At 43.3% G+C, this 16,735-nt stretch carries 15 protein-coding genes; all 15 read left to right on the top strand.

Features of this window, described 5'->3' with window-relative positions; genetic code table 11:
* Positions 1 to 29: 29 nt before the first annotated feature.
* A complete protein-coding gene (locus tag ACXAC1_RS03010) occupies positions 30 to 500 on the top strand; it encodes a helix-turn-helix domain-containing protein (protein ID WP_475058587.1) in 471 nt (156 codons plus the stop codon).
* Positions 501 to 1,652, top strand: coding sequence for a sensor histidine kinase (locus ACXAC1_RS03005; protein WP_475058586.1), 1,152 nt, complete (start codon positions 501 to 503; stop codon positions 1,650 to 1,652).
* A gap of 1 nt (position 1,653) precedes the next feature.
* Positions 1,654 to 3,000, top strand: a complete 1,347-nt coding sequence (locus ACXAC1_RS03000) for a sigma-54-dependent transcriptional regulator (protein WP_475058584.1) — start codon at positions 1,654 to 1,656, stop codon at positions 2,998 to 3,000.
* A 72-nt stretch (positions 3,001 to 3,072) separates the two neighbouring features.
* A complete protein-coding gene (gene fliE / locus ACXAC1_RS02995) occupies positions 3,073 to 3,432 on the top strand; it encodes a flagellar hook-basal body complex protein FliE (RefSeq protein ID WP_475058581.1) in 360 nt (119 codons plus the stop codon).
* Positions 3,433 to 3,456: 24 nt separating this feature from the next.
* Complete coding sequence (fliF, locus tag ACXAC1_RS02990) at positions 3,457 to 5,133, top strand: flagellar basal-body MS-ring/collar protein FliF (protein ID WP_475058579.1); 1,677 nt, start codon at positions 3,457 to 3,459, stop codon at positions 5,131 to 5,133.
* Position 5,134: 1 nt separating this feature from the next.
* A complete protein-coding gene (gene fliG / locus ACXAC1_RS02985; RefSeq protein ID WP_475058577.1) occupies positions 5,135 to 6,145 on the top strand; it encodes a flagellar motor switch protein FliG in 1,011 nt (336 codons plus the stop codon).
* Between the two features lie 3 nt (positions 6,146 to 6,148).
* Positions 6,149 to 6,925 carry a FliH/SctL family protein gene (locus ACXAC1_RS02980; protein ID WP_475058574.1) on the top strand — a complete coding sequence of 259 codons (777 nt, stop codon included), beginning with the start codon at positions 6,149 to 6,151 and terminating at the stop codon, positions 6,923 to 6,925.
* Between the two features lie 12 nt (positions 6,926 to 6,937).
* Positions 6,938 to 8,275 carry a flagellar protein export ATPase FliI gene (gene fliI / locus ACXAC1_RS02975; RefSeq protein WP_475058572.1) on the top strand — a complete coding sequence of 446 codons (1,338 nt, stop codon included), beginning with the start codon at positions 6,938 to 6,940 and terminating at the stop codon, positions 8,273 to 8,275.
* Between the two features lie 49 nt (positions 8,276 to 8,324).
* The gene (gene fliJ, locus ACXAC1_RS02970; protein WP_475058570.1) at positions 8,325 to 8,762 is read left to right on the top strand and encodes a flagellar export protein FliJ; all 438 of its coding nucleotides are present in this window, start codon (positions 8,325 to 8,327) and stop codon (positions 8,760 to 8,762) included.
* Positions 8,762 to 10,462 (top strand): hypothetical protein, encoded by a 1,701-nt coding sequence (locus ACXAC1_RS02965; protein WP_475058568.1) that lies wholly within the window; start codon positions 8,762 to 8,764, stop codon positions 10,460 to 10,462. Before fliJ ends, ACXAC1_RS02965 begins: the two co-directional genes overlap by 1 nt.
* A 151-nt stretch (positions 10,463 to 10,613) precedes the next feature.
* Positions 10,614 to 12,224, top strand: coding sequence for a hypothetical protein (locus tag ACXAC1_RS02960; protein ID WP_475058565.1), 1,611 nt, complete (start codon positions 10,614 to 10,616; stop codon positions 12,222 to 12,224).
* 26 nt (positions 12,225 to 12,250) lie between these two features.
* The gene (locus tag ACXAC1_RS02955) at positions 12,251 to 12,550 is read left to right on the top strand and encodes an STAS domain-containing protein (protein ID WP_475058563.1); all 300 of its coding nucleotides are present in this window, start codon (positions 12,251 to 12,253) and stop codon (positions 12,548 to 12,550) included.
* A 15-nt stretch (positions 12,551 to 12,565) separates the two neighbouring features.
* Positions 12,566 to 14,260, top strand: a complete 1,695-nt coding sequence (locus ACXAC1_RS02950) for a SpoIIE family protein phosphatase (protein WP_475058561.1) — start codon at positions 12,566 to 12,568, stop codon at positions 14,258 to 14,260.
* 48 nt (positions 14,261 to 14,308) lie between these two features.
* Positions 14,309 to 16,126, top strand: coding sequence for a flagellar hook-length control protein FliK (locus ACXAC1_RS02945; protein ID WP_475058559.1), 1,818 nt, complete (start codon positions 14,309 to 14,311; stop codon positions 16,124 to 16,126).
* 81 nt (positions 16,127 to 16,207) lie between these two features.
* Positions 16,208 to 16,726: a flagellar basal body-associated FliL family protein gene (locus ACXAC1_RS02940; protein ID WP_475058557.1), complete on the top strand. Its 519-nt coding sequence runs from the start codon at positions 16,208 to 16,210 to the stop codon at positions 16,724 to 16,726.
* The last annotated feature ends 9 nt before the right edge of the window (positions 16,727 to 16,735 follow it).

The raw sequence follows: 16,735 nt of genomic DNA, 5'->3' as shown, positions 1-16,735 counted from the left end.
TTTAGAATCAATTAGGTTGGTGATTGAAGATGATGAAAGCCTGTTTAATTGGTGTTAGCCAAGAGGAGTTGCAAGCAGTTGCTCCTGTTTTGCACTTCCTAGATATCGATATCGTACAGGATCTAGAGCAGGGAGAGTTGGTGGACTTTTTTGTGGTGGGCAGTCTGCTCGAAATTACTAAGCTCTCTCTTCCCCTACCTGCTATTTGGTTGCGACGCTCTGAGGAGGACCTTGATCAGGGCGTTATCAGTAGCCCAATACCATGGCGCCAAGAGCACATAACGCCGTTTCTCAGTCGTCTTGCTGACTCAGCAAATATGCCACGTACCCAAGCTGTCAATTTAAATGTTTACGTAAGGCACTTAGAGTCTCTGCTAATACGCCATGCATTAACGTCTACAAATGGCGTGGTATCAAAGGCTGCGAGCTTATTGCAGATTCAACGTACAACATTGATTGAAAAAATGCGCCGTTATCGCATTGATAAGTCGGAGTTTTAAGTGGATAAGGATCAGGAAATCGCCCGCTTAAAAGAAGCGTTCGTGCTTTTTGAAGAAACTTCCCGCTCATTACAGGCTTCTTATGACGATTTGCAAATGCAGGTTCGACAGCTAACTGCCAAGCTTGAGCGGGCTGAGCAGGCGAAGCGGGAAGAGGAATCAAAGAATAAAGTGCTTCTGAAGCAGTTCCAGCAGTTGTTTCAGTCCATGCCAGTTGGCGTGATGTTGCTTAATCCAGAAGGTCGAGTTGTGATGACAAACCCGATCGTCGATCGCCTGTTTGGTGAATCCATTTTAGGTGGTCAATGGGCCGATATTGTTCCTAAAAGCTTTCGACCACAAAAAGATGATGGCCATGAAATTACCATGGTAACGGGGAGGCGGGTTCGGGTCGAAACCTCATCTCTGGGTGATGTTCCGGGGCAACTTATCATTTTGGTAGATTTGACTGAGACTCACTCCCTGCAGCGACAATTGGCGCACCATGAGCGGTTGTCTACCATGGGGAAAATGGTGGCAGCGTTAGCCCATCAGATACGAACCCCGCTATCATCTGCGATGTTATATGCTGGGCACTTGCGGAAGGAATCATTGTCTGAGGATATGAGGCAGCGATTTTCGGGTAAGTTATCGGATCGATTAAATAATATTGAGCGGCAGATTCGTGACATGCTGATTTTTTCAAAGTCTGATATTAAATTGGATGAAAAAGTGTCAGTGAGCGAGCTGCTCAATAAAATAGCAGAGCGTGCCCAAGAGCAGGCAGATCAAAATCATGCGTTGTTAAAAAAAGATCTATGTGTTTCGAATGATGGCTTGATTCAATGTCATCAAGAAGTGCTGATCGGTGCGGTGTTAAATTTAATTAATAATGCTATTGAAGCCTCAGAGCGAGGTGCTTCAGTAGAAATTGTCGCGTTGTCTCAAGATGCTCTTTTGAGTATTACAATCAAAGACAGTGGTCGAGGGATGGATGAAGAACAGCTACGCAAAGTACAAGAAGGCTTTGTGACCACTAAGCAACATGGCACAGGTCTTGGATTGATGGTGGTAAAAGCCATTATGAGAGCCCACCATGGAACGTTTAATATTGAAAGCCAGCCAGGTGTTGGTACAAAGGCGACGATCAAATTGCCAATTTTAGGGAGTTAACATGTCTGATGTGAGTTTGTTAGTCGTTGAAGACGATCGAGGGCTGGCGGAGGCGCTGGAAGATACTTTGCTGTTGGCTGGTTATCAGTGTGCCATGGTTGAGAGTTCTGAAGAGGCAATTTTAGCGTTAAAGCGTCAGAACTTTGATATGGTTGTCTCAGATGTGAACCTACCTGGCATGGATGGCTATGGCTTACTGCAGCATGTTGTTGAGCAGTTTCCTGAACTGCCCATCATGTTGATGACTGCCTATGGTGATATCAGCCATGCTGTTGAAGCGATGCGAAACGGTGCTGTGGATTATTTGTTAAAGCCGTTTAAAGAAGATGAACTATTAGATGTCATTGCAAAACACACCTCACGAGTGGCAAAAGTAAAGAGTAATGCACCGATCGCCAAGGACCCTTCAAGTGTTGCTTTGCTTGAATTGGCAAAACGGGTGGCTGTCACGGATTCAACTGTTTTAATTTGTGGTGAGAGCGGTACTGGTAAGGAAGTATTGGCACAATACATTCACTCAGTATCTAACCGGTCTAGTCAGCCGTTTGTGGCGATTAACTGCGCTGCGATTCCTGAAAACATGCTGGAAGCCATGTTGTTTGGTTATGAGAAAGGGGCCTACACTGGCGCTGTGGCATCGCAGGCAGGTAAGTTTGAGCAGGCGAATGGCGGCACTCTGTTGTTAGATGAAGTCACCGAGATGGATGTGGGCTTGCAGGCTAAGTTGCTGCGTGTTCTGCAAGAGCAAGAAGTGGAGCGCTTAGGTGGTAAAAAGGCCATCAAGCTAGATGTTAGGATCATTGCAACCACGAACCGAGAGTTGTCTGAATATGTGCGAGAAGGTGGTTTCCGAGAGGACTTGTATTATCGCTTAAATGTTTTTCCTCTGCGTTGGACGCCAATCCGTGAGCGTAAAGGCGATATACAACCTTTGGCGGAAGCATTATTGTTAAGGCATGCTCAGAAAATGCGTATCGACTCAGCAAGCTTATCGCCTTCTGCTCTCAGTAAATTGGAAGCCCATGGCTGGCCTGGAAACGTACGGGAATTAGAGAATGTCATACAGCGTGCGTTAATATTGTGTGGACAGGGCAGGATCAGTGAAGATCATATTGTTTTTGATATGATCTCTGCTCCCAAAGTGGATGAACCATCAGAGGATGACGCAGTTGAGGCGGCATCTATATTAGGACGAGGTGTTCAGCAGCATGAATTTAGAATTATTGCGCAAGCTTTGATTGATGCCAAAGGTAAACGTAAAGAAGTTGCTGAAAAACTAGGTATCAGTCCACGAACCTTACGTTACAAAATCGCAAAAATGCGAGAGAGTGGCATAGAAGTTGATTGATTTTTAAGTCTAGTTTTTAATGTCAGTGTGCTAAGCTACTACAAATTAATGATTTTTTTGGGTGCAATTAAGATGGTGACCGATAGACCGGATATTAATCAGGTACTTTCTCAAATGCGAGACTTGCGAAGTCAAGTTCAATCTCCTAGTGCCAATACCTCGGCTGGGCTTGATCGATCTTCTGTGCAATCCACCCAAGAAGTAGAACGACCTGATTTTGCCGATATGCTGAAAACTGCTGTCGATAACGTCAATTCCGTGCAAAAAGAAGCCACTTCTCTTGCTCAAGCCTATGAGCGTGGAGAAGAAGGAGTAGATTTGCCACAAGTGATGATTGGATTACAAAAGTCCAGTGTGTCTTTTGAAGCGATGACCCAAGTGCGTAACAAGCTGGTGGACGCTTACGAGAAAATTATGAATATGCCCATATAATTGGGTTAGACGCGGCAGTACTGAATGGATAATGTCCCAGCAGAACGATCAGAGCAAAAGCTCTATTTAGATTTATTGACTGGCTTCAATAAGTTGACGGTGATTCGTCAGCTTGCTCTGATGGTCGGTCTGGCTGCGTCTATTGCTATTGCTTTGGCTGCTGTCTTATGGAGTTCTGGACCAGACTACAAACCTGTATTAAGTAGCATTACAGATTACAATGCCGATCAGATTGTTGAAATTCTTAATGTTAACAACATTCCTTTCAAGCTCGATGAAAATACTGGTGCGTTGCTGGTCGAAGGAGAGTTTTATCACCAAGCAAGGCTCAAACTAGCAGGTTCTGGTATTGTTTCCGACAATATTGTTGGCCTTGAAATCATGGATCAGGAGCAGTCCCTAGGTACTTCTCAATTTGTCGAAACGACCCGATACCGTCGTGGTTTAGAAGGCGAGTTAAGTCGCACCATCACCAGTTTGCAGAGTGTGAAATCTGCTCGAGTACATTTAGCCATTCCTAAAGAATCCGTATTTGTCAGGGATACTCGAAAGCCGAGTGCATCGGTTTTCTTGGAGCTATATCCTGGCCGTAGGCTAGATCGAAGCCAAGTCGATGCAATCGTGAATCTTGTCGCATCCAGCATTTCCCAGTTAAGTGATAAAGAAGTAACCGTTGTCGACCAGCGTGGTACTCTATTAACAGAGAAAGATACGAACTCTGAGTTATCAATTGCTGGTAAGCAGTTTGAATACACAAGACGTGTAGAAGATGTGCTACTAAGTCGCGTTAATAATATATTGTCTCCTGTGGTTGGTGGTGGGCGATTCAAAGCAGAGGTTTCTGCGGATATTGATTTCACCGCAGTAGAGCAAACTGATGAACAATATAATCCGGATTTGCTTGCTCTAAGAAGTGAACAGACTCTTCGTGAGCGCCGTTCAGCGAACGCAGCCAATAGTGGCGTTCCTGGCTCTTTAACCAATCAACCTCCTGGTGCGGTGACAATTCCCGAAGCGGTTGATGAGAATGGTGCACCCATTGGCAGCAACAATGCCAATGGGAATAATGGCCAATCAAGAGAAGAGACCACTCGAAACTTTGAACTAGATAGAAGTATTAGTTATACCAAACGTCAACAAGGAACGGTTCGCCGCTTATCGGTAGCGGTCGTGGTGGATGATATCGCTTCTATTGATCCTGAGTCTGCAGCCATCGTAAGAACCCCTTGGAGTGATGAAGAGCTCAGCCGTTTAACATTATTGGTTCGTGATGCGGTGGGTTATGATCCATCTCGAGGAGACAGTGTTAGCGTTATAAACTCGCCTTTCGCAGCACCGGAGCCACCGGAAGAAATAGAACCTGTACCGTTCTACCAACAAAGTTGGTTCTTAGATCTTTTGCAGCCAGTGTTGGTGGGTATGTTTATTCTACTGCTGCTATTAATGGTTGTAAGGCCTATTCTTAAAACGTTGGGTGAGCAGAACAAAATTGCTGTGGCCGAGGACACCGAAGCCGCTATTTTTGCCGATGAAACCGATGAGATTTCAGATGACCAAGTTTCTTTGGTGAGTGCTGAGGATGTGTCGGTACCAGGATCTCCAGAGAAAATTGAGCGTCAATTAAACGCGATTCGAGGTCTGATTGCTGAAGAGCCAGAACGTGTGGCTCAGGTTGTTAAACAATGGGTAATGGAAGGTTAAGATGAGTGAAGCAGCAGCTGGGGACATGAGCTCCATACAAAAAGCAGCGGTTTTGCTTATGTCTTTAGGTGAGTCCGATGCCGCTCAAATTCTTAAGCATATGGGGCCTAAAGAGGTGCAGCGCATCGGCCAAGCAATGGCACAACTGGCTAATGTACAGCGTCACCAAGTTGAGAAAGTACTCGATGAATTTTTGATTCTAGTGGGGGACCAGACAGGTCTTGGACTTGGAGCCGATGGCTACATTCGCAATATGCTGAAGGAAGCGTTAGGTGAAGAGAAAGCAGGAAGCCTGATTGACCGCATCTTGTTAGGCGGTAACACGACAGGCTTGGATACGCTAAAGTGGATGGAACCAAGAGCCGTTGCCGATGTTATCCGCTATGAGCACCCTCAGATTCAAGCTATTGTTATTTCTTATCTTGATCCAGACCAGGCTGCAGATATCTTATCTAACTTTGACGAGCGGGTTCGCTTAGACATCGTTTTGCGAGTGGCTTCCCTTGAAACAGTTCAGCCTGCGGCGTTGCAAGAGCTTAACAATATTCTTGAGCGTCAGTTCTCCGGTAATAATTCTACTAAATCCACCTCTATTGGCGGGGTTCGCACAGCTGCGAACATTATGAACTTTATTGATAGTTCCGTGGAAGCGGAACTAATGGAATCTATCCGCGATGTAGACGAAGATTTGGCTGGTAGCATCCAAGATCTAATGTTTGTGTTTGACAATCTTATGGAAGTGGACGACCGTGGTATCCAAGCGATTCTTCGTGAAGTTGAATCAGAGACGCTTATTTTGGCTCTCAAGGGTGCTGATCCTGATATGCAGGAAAAAGTTTATAAAAATATGTCTTCTCGTGCGGCTGATATGCTTAAAGACGACTTAGAAGCAAAAGGCCCTGTTAGGGTGAGTGAAGTGGAAGTCGCACAGAAAGAAATTTTATCTATTGCTCGACGTTTAGCTGACAACGGTGAAATTGTGCTTGGCGGTGGCGGTGAGGCAATGGTTTAGTAAATGTCTGATAATGAGAAAAAGCTTACCGCTTATGAGCGTTGGGAGTTGCCCCATTTAGAATCTGCTACAAATGCAAAGCGAAGTTCTCAGGCGCTTGCGGTTAAAACAGAAGATGCGGTTGAAGTCAGTGAGGAAATCGATGAAGACTCATTGGTCTATGAGCCTTTAACTGCGCAGCAGCTAGAAGAGATACGCTCAGCCGCCTATGAAGAGGGCTTTGCTCAAGGGCATGAAGAAGGCCTAAAAGCCGGGCACGAAGAGGGTTCTCTTAAAGGCCATGAAGAAGGTTTTCAACAAGGACTAGAACAGGGTGTTGTAGAAGGAACAGAGAAGGCCTTACAAGAAGGCATCGCGTTAGCTGAGTCTCGATTGGGTGATATAGAACAACTCCTTACCAGTGCTCTAAATGAATTTGAGCATCCCCTAGAGAGTTCAAGAGATCAACTTGAGCATTTGCTACAGTCCGCCACGAAACGCATTGTTGAACATGTTATTAAGCGAGAGCTTAGCGAATCCAGTGATGCTTTGCTGACAAGTGAGCTTGAGAAAGTATTAAATACCCTTGGTGAACAAGAGGGTAGAGCAGTATTGAAAGTGCATCCCGACAGCGTTGAAGCAGCACAAGCGCTTGCGCTAGATCAGAGATTAACCTTAAAAATAAAGCCCGACCCTTCTCTTATAGAGGGTGGCTTTATCTTAGATTCCCACGCATTTTATGTTGATGGCACCATTGAGTCACGCTTGAGTGATGTGCTTAAATCACTAGATCCTTCCTAATAAAGTGCTGTTATGTCAACTCTTTTAGATCGTCTGAGCCGCCTTCAAAGTCAGCCTTTGCCGCAATACTCTATAAATATTGAGGGTAAGGTGACGCGTATGGTGGGTCTAACGATGGAGGCTGTAGGTTGTGTGGCAGCGCTAGGAGACCGTTGTGCGGTGCAGGTGGGCAAAAACCGTTGGGTAGAGTCCGAAGTAGTTGGTTTTACAGGCGATTTAACTTATCTAATGCCAACCGAAGCCATTGATGGTATTTCACCTGGCGCACGAGTCCGCCCACTCAAAGAAGACAGTCAAATGCCAGTTGGTCCAGGTTTACTAGGTCGTGTTGTAAATGGCTTGGGCAGACCGCTTGATGGTAAAGGGCCAATTAAAGCAGAGGAATCCGTCAGCCTTCAGGGGGATATTATTAACCCTCTGCAGCGCAAACCAATCAGTGAAACATTGGACGTTGGTATTAAGGCTATTAATGCTTTATTAACCGTCGGTAAAGGACAGCGACTAGGCTTGTTTGCTGGTAGTGGTGTCGGTAAGAGTATGCTGCTGGGGATGATGACCCGCTTTACTGAAGCAGACATTACTATTGTCGGCCTGATCGGTGAGCGGGGACGAGAGGTAAAAGAGTTTATTGAGCAAATTTTAGGCGAAGAAGGTCTAGCTCGCTCGGTAGTTATTGCGTCACCGGCTGATGACTCAGCGTTAATGCGTCTGCGTGCCGCGGTATTAACGTCGCGAATTGCGGAATACTATCGCGATCAAGGTAAGAACGTGTTGCTGCTAATGGATTCTCTAACGCGATATGCTCAAGCACAACGTGAGATAGCGTTGTCAGTGGGAGAGCCGCCTGCAACCAAAGGTTATCCGCCTTCAGTGTTTTCTAAGTTACCTTGGCTTGTAGAGCGAGCTGGGAATGGCAAGGAAGGAGGCGGCTCTGTGACAGCGTTTTATACAGTGTTGACGGAAGGCGATGATCAGCAAGACCCTATTGCGGACGCTTCTCGTGCCATCCTTGATGGCCATATTGTTCTCTCGAGACGATTAGCCGAAGAGGGGCATTATCCTGCGATTGATGTGGAAGCCTCTATTTCTAGGGCTATGCCACACATAGTAACGGAGCCGCATTTACAGGGGGCGATGCGTGTTAAGCAGCTTTATTCTCGTTACCAGCAGAATAGAGATTTGATTGCGGTGGGAGCCTATACAAAAGGCACTGATCCAGAATTAGATCAAGCCATTGCGCTGATTCCTGCAATCAATGATTTTTTGCGTCAGTCCTTAACAGAAAGTTTTACCCTTGATCAAAGTCTTGAGGCGCTAGTAAAGGCAATGACTTCAGTGCCGGCAAAGTAGACGGCCTATTGTTAAGCCGCTAATATCAAGTGAACTCTGAGGGATTCGCATGAAAAAATCTGAGCGCATGCAAGTATTGGTTAATCTTTCCCAACGCAAAGAAGATGAAGTTGCCAAGGCATTGGCGAAGGATCAAGCTCGTTTACAGCATGACCAACAAAAGCTTCAGGAACTTAAGGATTATGCAGCCCAATATGATCAAGAGCGTAATTTGCTCGGTCTCTCCCCTTATCTAACGACCAACTACCAGCATTTTGTTAGCCGGTTACAGCAAGCTATTCAGCAACAGGATCAACAAGTCAAGCGTTCCCAGCAGCAAGTCTCTATGTCTATGAAGCGTTGGCATAATGCTCGAGCCAAAACTAAAGGGATGGATTGGCTGAAAGATAAAAGTGTTCGTGAAGAGCTTAATATCGAAAGTAAACAAGAGCAGAAGCAAATTGATGAATTCGCTAATCGAGCTTTTTTTGAACGGATGCGCTCTTGATGTCATCAATTGTTCAAAGTAAAGCATCTTCAGCGAGTAAAATTATCTTTGATTTAGAGATGATTTTAATGGATGTATATCTGCATCCATTAAAGTCTCATCATGAGCTAGAGAAGCTCTTTACATATCTAATCGACTTCTCAATTCCTGCTGATCTTGCTCGATTCTTTGCTGAGATAAAGGCCCTTGTTCACAGCAAATTAGAGCAAGGGCGTTTTTTGAATGATTTGCAATGCCAATTACTCATGGCTTGGTTGACAGAATTGCGTTCTCAGTGGGTAAAACATGATAAGTTTCAAGAAGAAATAGATATTGCTTTACTGACAAGCCTGCACGATAACATATTTGAATTAGAGCAATCGCCAAAGCAGTCGCTGCAAGCGTTCATCGGCTCATATGAGGGGGATCTGGAGGAGGGGATGCATGCTCTTAGTCAACTTTCTGATTTAGGCTATTGGTCAATTGATCAAGCAGGCAATAACCTTCCCCCAAATTTTTATCAAGGTAAGCTATATTTACGTATCACCTTAACGACAGATATGTCCCTAGCAGTATTGCGCTCCAGGGCAGAAAATTGGCTCTGGGATAAGGTAGAGCCTACCAATGGCACATCTCTTGTTTTACCTACCACTGCTGAAAATTACTGGGTCGATTGGTTGCATTTGTTGGCTTCAGAGAGGGAGGTTTGGCGTTCTAGCTCATCTTTCTTGCGTTTCTATCAATCTTTACAAGAGCAAGTAAATTCACAATTCTCTTGTTCACTGGATGGAGTATTAGAGCAGACGTCAAAAACGGGTCTCCGTGTTTTACTTCCTTGTGAAAATGATATGCGAATCTCGAGCTTCGATCTCTACTGTGGACATATTCTATATGCACAAGAGCATCAACATGAAAAAAAGGCGATGCCTTTATCAGAATCGGTTATCGCTATTTATTGTTTTGTTTCTGGTGGAGAGGCATTTGTTCTTCCTGCTTTCAGGGTGATTCATGGTTTGAGTGATTTAGCTTCAAGTGATAATTCAGGTTGGGTCTATGATAAGGGAGAATGGCAGTTTGTTGATGATGGTGGCGACAAACAGTCTGTTCAAGTAAAGCAGGGAGGGGAGTGTTTACGAATACTGTTTGATACGGTTGAGCGTGATTACGGTGTCGCCCAAAGGTGTACTTGTCTACCTACTAAAATTCAGAATGTTTGGCGGATAAGAGAGGGGTTTATTTTAGAGCCCACTTTACCAAATAATGAGGTTGCCCCTAGTATCTTGCAGCGACACTTGTACGAACCGCGTCGACTTTACTCTCAGGTTCGAAAAGCCATTTCTTTCGAATTAAAACCAGAAGGAGGCATTGATCTCTATTCGGATATGGTTATTGGTATTGTGCCTTATCAATCCATCACAAGATTAATGTCTTGTTTGATGTATTACGCTGGAAATGTTGTGCCTTTAATTGAACCTGAAAGCTGTTTTTGTCACCTTGATGATATGGTCATCATTGTCTGCTCAAGAGGAGTGTATTTGGCATTTCGAGGGCGCTACCGTATTGATAAGGTTAAGTCGAATGATTACGCAGATGATACTAGGTTTTCATTGCGGCAAGATGGTCGCGATAAACAGATAAGGATATCCAGCAGTGGATGGTTTTTGCTGGATCAAAAACATACTTATTTGCTTCAAGAGCAGTTATTAAAGGTGATGGAATAGGATGCAAACAAATCACTCAGTTTTTAATGCATTTGATCGGCGAAGAATTCGGTTTTCTGATTGGATTGTTCAGTATGCCATAGTATTTACATTACTATTTTTTAGCCTTTTGTTTGGCTCGTATTATTTTTTTAATCAACAGCATGAAAAGGTGCTAGTTAAGATAAATGAGCTCAATGAAATTGTTCTTTCAAGTTCTCAATTAAGAGTTGATTGGCAAAGGTTAAAAGTAAAGCCAAATGATTCGGTTAGTGAAGTTGTAAACTTACTTAATCAAGAATCTGCCATAGCACAGCAGTTTATTGAGCAATTACCTGATGTTGTTGGTCTACCTTCTGCGCCGATCACTATGTCAAAGTTTTCTTTGGAAGAGCAGATTGATTTGGCTGAAAATCGCTTAAAACAAATAACGCAAATTGCGTTGGCAACAAAGGCTGGTCTTACTCGCGGTGGCTTACTCTCTGACCTGCAGATGATTGGCCTTTTATCGGCATGGTCATTAATTCTTTTCTATTTGATTTGGGGGTGGAGAAGAGTCTATTTAGATCGAAAAACAGCAATTCAGTTTTTTCACGCCCAAGTTGATCGTGCTCAAGCAGGTGGTTTTCTTACCCTCTCAACAGTGCGAAACGATGAATTTGGGGAGTTTTCTCGCTACCTCAATAGTCACCTTCACGTTTATGAAGCACAAGTACAGAATTTAAATGATCTTGTGCGTTTGCATAAAGAGGCTTCTTCTCTATCGCTTACCCCAAAGTTAGTCATAAATTCTGATCGAGAGATTCTAATGGTAAGTGAAGGCTTTCGTAAGTTGTGGGATATAGAGACAGAGTCTATATCAGAACTACTTGGCCTAGACCTTCTCATTTCAAAATTGGATGGGGAGGTATTGTCAAAGGAGGTGCTTAGTAAGTGCTATGATGCGCCACTGATGCTGGCTGGACAAGCATTTCAAGTTCGGACTGTTGAAATTAGTCTTGACCATGATAATGGGCATCTAATTGAGTTCTCTCCTTTTACATCCAATGCTGAGCTTAGAGTACTAGAAGCCTCATTGAACTTAATGCTCCAAGACGTTTGGGATGCTCCTATCCGCATTTTGGATAATCGATCACCCTATTTTAGCTTTTCTAATAAACTAGAGTCTATACGCCAACAAATCTTAGAATTTATTAACCATAGCAATCAGTTCGTAAAAGTTAGTGACAAAGAATATAGCAAGATTACTAAACTGCAACAGTTGTCTGATTGGATGGATGATAAGCTAAAACATGTTGAGTTTGAGGTTACAGCATCATTAAGTTATCGAGATCAACTCCACCAAGAAGTTAAACATAGCAAAGTTGAATTTCTCAAGGTTAGAGAGCAAATCGAGTATCGTTTTGAGCTGTATGAGGCTTATTTGCAGCAGTTACTAGAGTGGCAGGCATCTCAGAGCACATGGGTAGCCACAGTTAATCATGGATTAATGGATGCTAAAGAAGCGATATTAAACTTACTGAGCATTTCGCACACTGAGCCGACTAGTACTAGTGTCATTGAACACAGTGTTATAGATCTAACACATGATATCGATACGGTTTTAGCTTCGATTGTGGACTCAAAGCCTTTACCTAAAGAGCTACGTTTAGAGCATATCAAAAGTAGCGAATCGGATTTAATGCGTCACTTAAATAATGTCCAAACTCGATTAGATGTCCTGTCTAAAACAGTTAACCGGGAGCTACTGGAAAAATCAGACCCGCTTAATGTTGATAAGTAGTTTTAAAGATTAGTGAGGCAATTTATATGATTATAAGTCAGTTTGACGACAACAAGGCCACCGCTACCTTAACTATAAAAGGGCGGTTTGACTACTCTTGCCAACAGGAATTTAGAGACTGCTTTGGGCAGCACCCCAAAGGTATTGCTTTTGTCATTGATCTGAGTGAGGTCAGCTATATTGATAGTTCGGCATTAGGCATGCTTTTGCTTCTGAGGGATCATGCGGGTGGCGATGGCGGTAAAGTTGTAATCAAGGGGGCTTCCGACTTTGTTAGTAGTGCTTTAAAAATGGCTCGTTTTGAAAGGTTATTCACATTCACATGAGACTTGGCTAGAACTATGAAGGATTCGAACCTTAAAATTCTTGTAGCGGACGATAACCCTTCGGATCGAATGCTTCTAGAAACTATGTTGAATCAATTGAATCACGAAGTTGAAACTGCTGTAGATGGTCAAGATGCAGTTGATAAGTTTGATCCTGAAACTATACAGCTAGTATGTTTAGACATTAAGATGCCGCGAAAAGATGGCTGGGAAGCGGCTCTAGAAATTTTATGCATTGCTAAAGAAAAATTTATTCCTATTGTATTTCTTTCAGGAGTTTCGGATCCTGAGGTATTGCAAAAATGCCTTGATGTTGGAGCGACAGATTTTATTTCAAAACCGTACAGCCCAGCCCTCGTATCAGCAAAATTAAATGCCATTGCACGACTCTTAGTTATGCAAAATATGTTGTCAGAGCAACGAGATAAACTCTCTTTTTTAAACCAGCAAATGGTTCATGACCAAGAAGTTGCGAAGCTCGTATATGAGCGAATTACGCACTCAAATTGTCTCTCTGACCCTGCATTATGTACGCTTCATCACGGTAGCCATATTTTTAATGGTGATGTTATTTTGGCTGCTTACAAGCCTAACGGGGGGATGCACCTTTTATTAGGAGATTTTACTGGGCATGGTCTGTCTGCTGCAATTGGAGCATTACCACTTGCGGATATTTTCTTTGAATGGACCCAAAAAGGATTTGTGATGCGGCAAATTCTTCCCGAAATTAACAAAAGACTTCACAACGTCCTTCCTCCGAATATGTTTTGTGCTGCGACTTTTATCGACATTAATTCTCATAATGGCACGATTGCTGTGTGGAATGCGGGTCTTCCCGATCTGCTTTACTTTTCTGGTACTGACGCGTCACCTAGAAGAATACAATCAGATTCACTTCCACTTGGAATTCTGAATGAGCAAGAATTTGACGCTAACATTGAACTGCTGACCTACGAAGCTGGGGATTACCTCTTAGCATTTACGGATGGTGTTTATGAAGCGAGAACACCAGATGGAAAAATCCAATATAACAGCGCTCTAGACCCGTTATATGCTGGGAAGGTTCAAGGTAATCCTTATATATGGCTAGAATCCATGTTGAAGAGCGAAGGGATTATCGATAATCCTCATGATGATATATCTGTTTTAGGGATTGACCTTTCTCTTGCTCAAGAAAGTGTAGTGAAGTCCAAAACTGCTTCTGAGGTTGTGAGTTTAAAGGCCCCTGCTAATTTTGCTCTTAATTATGAATTGAACGCAGACTCTTTAAAAAACACGGATCCATTGCCCTATCTTCTACAGATTCTAACTACGGTCCCTGAGCTAAATAAACGTTCAAGCGAAGTCTTTATGATCCTGTCCGAGATGTACTCGAATGCTTTGGAGCACGGTATTTTAAAGTTAGACTCAAGTTTAAAAAATACGGTTGAAGGATTTGCTGAGTACTATGCCTCCCGAGAGTCTAGATTGCTTCAGTTAACAGAAGGGCGGTTAAAAATTGATATCAATGTTTCAGCATCAGATCAGCATGGTTGCTTAATGCTAACTATGACGGATAGTGGTAATGGTTTTGATGTCTCTAATATGAACCTTGCTGACTTTGATCATTCAAGGCCTTTTAACCGAGGGCTGAGTCTAATCCACCAAATGTGTGATGAAATGACTCTGTCTGAAAATGGCACTCAAATATCCGTAAAATATTCTTGGTAGATTTGGCCTCTTCTTTGCAGTCATTAATTTGATTAGTGGAGGCTATCTATGATTACCAATTCTTCAGTAACAACTTTATCAATGCCAGCAAAGAGTGCTAAGTCGGCCTCTCTTAATAGTCAAACCGACACGCACTTCACCTCAGTAATGGAAAAAGTAAATAGTGTTACTAATGAAAAGGCTTCCTCAACCAATGAGGAGCCTATCTCTTCTGGGGCGAGTACCGATCAGACAAGCATTTCTCCAAAGAATGCTTCGCATAACCTTTCGACTGAAAAAGAAACGCAGGTAACAGCGAGCTCTGATGAGGGGGAATTAACAGTACCTCCTATAGAAGAATCAGGGGAAGAGGTAATTGCAGAGAGTGATCAGCACTTGTTACTAGATGGCAAGGACTATCCCAGTGAGTGGCAAGAGCTTGCAGTTAAGAGCGAAAGCTCTAGTGCTGAGGAGTCAGTTTCTAGCGAAGAGCAAAATGCTCTGTTGGTTGATGATGTTTTATTAAACGAAAACCAAGTCTTAGCTGATTCAAACCAAGCTGTCACAGAGCAAAGTGCTGACAATGAAGTTGAGCCTGGCATAGAAAGTTCTTTGCTCAAAGGAGTAAAGACTGAAGACGCTGGGCAAGATAAATCAGTATTAGGGTCAACAAGTGATGCCTCTTCAGCTGCTGGTGATGTGACCGAACAAGTCATAATGGCTCAAGATGAAGTAATATCGAGTAGCGTTGTTCAAGATGAAGTAATATCGAGTAGCGTTGTTCAAGATGAAGTAATATCGAGTAGCGTTGTTCAAGATGAAGTAATAGCGAGTAACGTTGTTCAAAGTGCAAATGTAGCGAGCAATTCTCCTTCTCAAGACGTTTCCTCGGATGAAATTATATTGACAGCTCAGCCAGAGAAAGAGGGAGCTCTTGAGTTGTCGTCAGGTGATGGACAAGTAGAGGCCGAGCCGTTAGTTGCCAATGTTGCGGTCACACTTTCAAGTCAATCTGGGCAAGCTGCGGTTGATAAAGAATTGTTGACTGAACAATCTGCTGATAGTGTTCAGCTTGCCAAAGCCACTATTTCAGACGGGCAGGAGGGCAGCAAATCCAAAGTAGACAACCTACGCTGGGTCTTGGAGCAAATGTCCGTATCCAGTCAAAACACAGCAAGTAATACTGTTGACCAAAAATCCGTATCATCAGATTTTGTATTAGAAGAGGGAGCGTCGTTACAGTTGGACGGCGAGTTAGTCGAGATAAAAAGCCAAGATCAGTTGTTTTCTAAGAATGGTGAAGAGTTGGTTGCTAATAAGAAGGCTGTCGAACAACTTTTTACTAATCTAGGGGCTTCTCAACAGAGTGTAGCCACATCTGCAGTGGCAAGTGGGCAAGCGTCAAACGGAACTGTTCGTAGTGACTCCATGCCGGCACAGCTTACCATGCAGTCGCTCCCTAATAGCCAGTTTTTCCCTAATGAAATGGCTACTAAGGTTTCTTGGGTTGCAAAAGAGGGTTTTAAAACTGCTCATATTCAATTGGATCCGCCAGAGTTAGGTAGTTTAACGGTCAAAGTAAGTGTAGATCAAGATTCAAATACCCACGTCAGTTTTGTTGCTAGCTCAGCCCAGGCTAAGGATGCTTTAGAAGGGCAGATGCAGAGGCTAAGGGATATGTTACAGCAGCAAGGTCTGGAACTGGACTCAGTTGATGTTGAGGTGTCTCAGGGGAATGATCAGTCCTTAGGTTCTAATAATTCCAATACTCAAGAGGGAGGGGGAGACTCTATGGGTAATATTGGTGAAGCTGATGGAGTGGATGACGAGTTAGAAAATTTGGCTTATGTGACACCAGCAGAGCAAGGTATTGATTATTACGCATAGAAAACCATGGTGATTCCTTATAATCTTTGTAGAATAGTGAAGTAGATATAATGATTGAGTGAGTTTTTACAAGGGTTGTATATGGCAGACGATGAATTAGAAGTTGGCGCAGAAGAAGGGAAAAAAGGCGGCAAGAAAAAACTTATCATCATCATTGTGCTTGCATTGTTGGTGTTGGGCGGTGGTGGTGCAGCGGCTTTCTTCTTTTTAATGGGCGGTGATGACTCTGAAGCTGCAGAGGGTGAAGATGTTGCTGTTGAAGAAATGGTGCAAACGGAAGGTCCTGCCATTTATCTAGATTTAGACCAAGCATTTGTTGTTGATTTTATGGTGTCTGGTAAGCAGCGTTATTTGCAATTAAATATGACACTAAAGTCTCGTGATCAAGGGCAAATTGACGCAGTGAAAATTCATATGCCTTTGATTCGTAATAGTCTAGTTCTTCTGTTCTCAAGCCAATCTTTTGATGAATTGCAGACGATTGAAGGTAAACAGGCCCTGAAGCTTGCAGCAGTTGAGACGGTGAATAATATATTGACTCAAGAAACCGGATTAGGTGGCATTGAAGATGTGTTGTTTACTAACTTTGTGATGCAGTAAAAGGTTGTT

Source organism: Marinomonas sp. AWM4_232 (genome assembly GCF_056158325.1).
The sequence above is the reverse complement of the archived record's forward strand: the minus strand, read 5'-3'. Positions and strand labels throughout refer to the sequence as shown.

Bases quoted from the DNA above. Each gene is read 5' to 3' on its own strand.
- ACXAC1_RS03010 (WP_475058587.1), top strand. From the start codon at position 30: ATGATGAAAGCCTGTTTAATTGGTGTTAGCCAAGAGGAGTTGCAAGCA.
- ACXAC1_RS03000 (WP_475058584.1), top strand. From the start codon at position 1,654: ATGTCTGATGTGAGTTTGTTAGTCGTTGAAGACGATCGAGGGCTGGCG.
- fliE (WP_475058581.1), top strand. From the start codon at position 3,073: ATGGTGACCGATAGACCGGATATTAATCAGGTACTTTCTCAAATGCGA.
- fliF (WP_475058579.1), top strand. From the start codon at position 3,457: ATGGATAATGTCCCAGCAGAACGATCAGAGCAAAAGCTCTATTTAGAT.
- fliG (WP_475058577.1), top strand. From the start codon at position 5,135: ATGAGTGAAGCAGCAGCTGGGGACATGAGCTCCATACAAAAAGCAGCG.
- ACXAC1_RS02980 (WP_475058574.1), top strand. From the start codon at position 6,149: ATGTCTGATAATGAGAAAAAGCTTACCGCTTATGAGCGTTGGGAGTTG.
- fliI (WP_475058572.1), top strand. From the start codon at position 6,938: ATGTCAACTCTTTTAGATCGTCTGAGCCGCCTTCAAAGTCAGCCTTTG.
- fliJ (WP_475058570.1), top strand. From the start codon at position 8,325: ATGAAAAAATCTGAGCGCATGCAAGTATTGGTTAATCTTTCCCAACGC.
- ACXAC1_RS02965 (WP_475058568.1), top strand. From the start codon at position 8,762: ATGTCATCAATTGTTCAAAGTAAAGCATCTTCAGCGAGTAAAATTATC.
- ACXAC1_RS02955 (WP_475058563.1), top strand. From the start codon at position 12,251: ATGATTATAAGTCAGTTTGACGACAACAAGGCCACCGCTACCTTAACT.
- ACXAC1_RS02950 (WP_475058561.1), top strand. From the start codon at position 12,566: ATGAAGGATTCGAACCTTAAAATTCTTGTAGCGGACGATAACCCTTCG.
- ACXAC1_RS02945 (WP_475058559.1), top strand. From the start codon at position 14,309: ATGATTACCAATTCTTCAGTAACAACTTTATCAATGCCAGCAAAGAGT.
- ACXAC1_RS02940 (WP_475058557.1), top strand. From the start codon at position 16,208: ATGGCAGACGATGAATTAGAAGTTGGCGCAGAAGAAGGGAAAAAAGGC.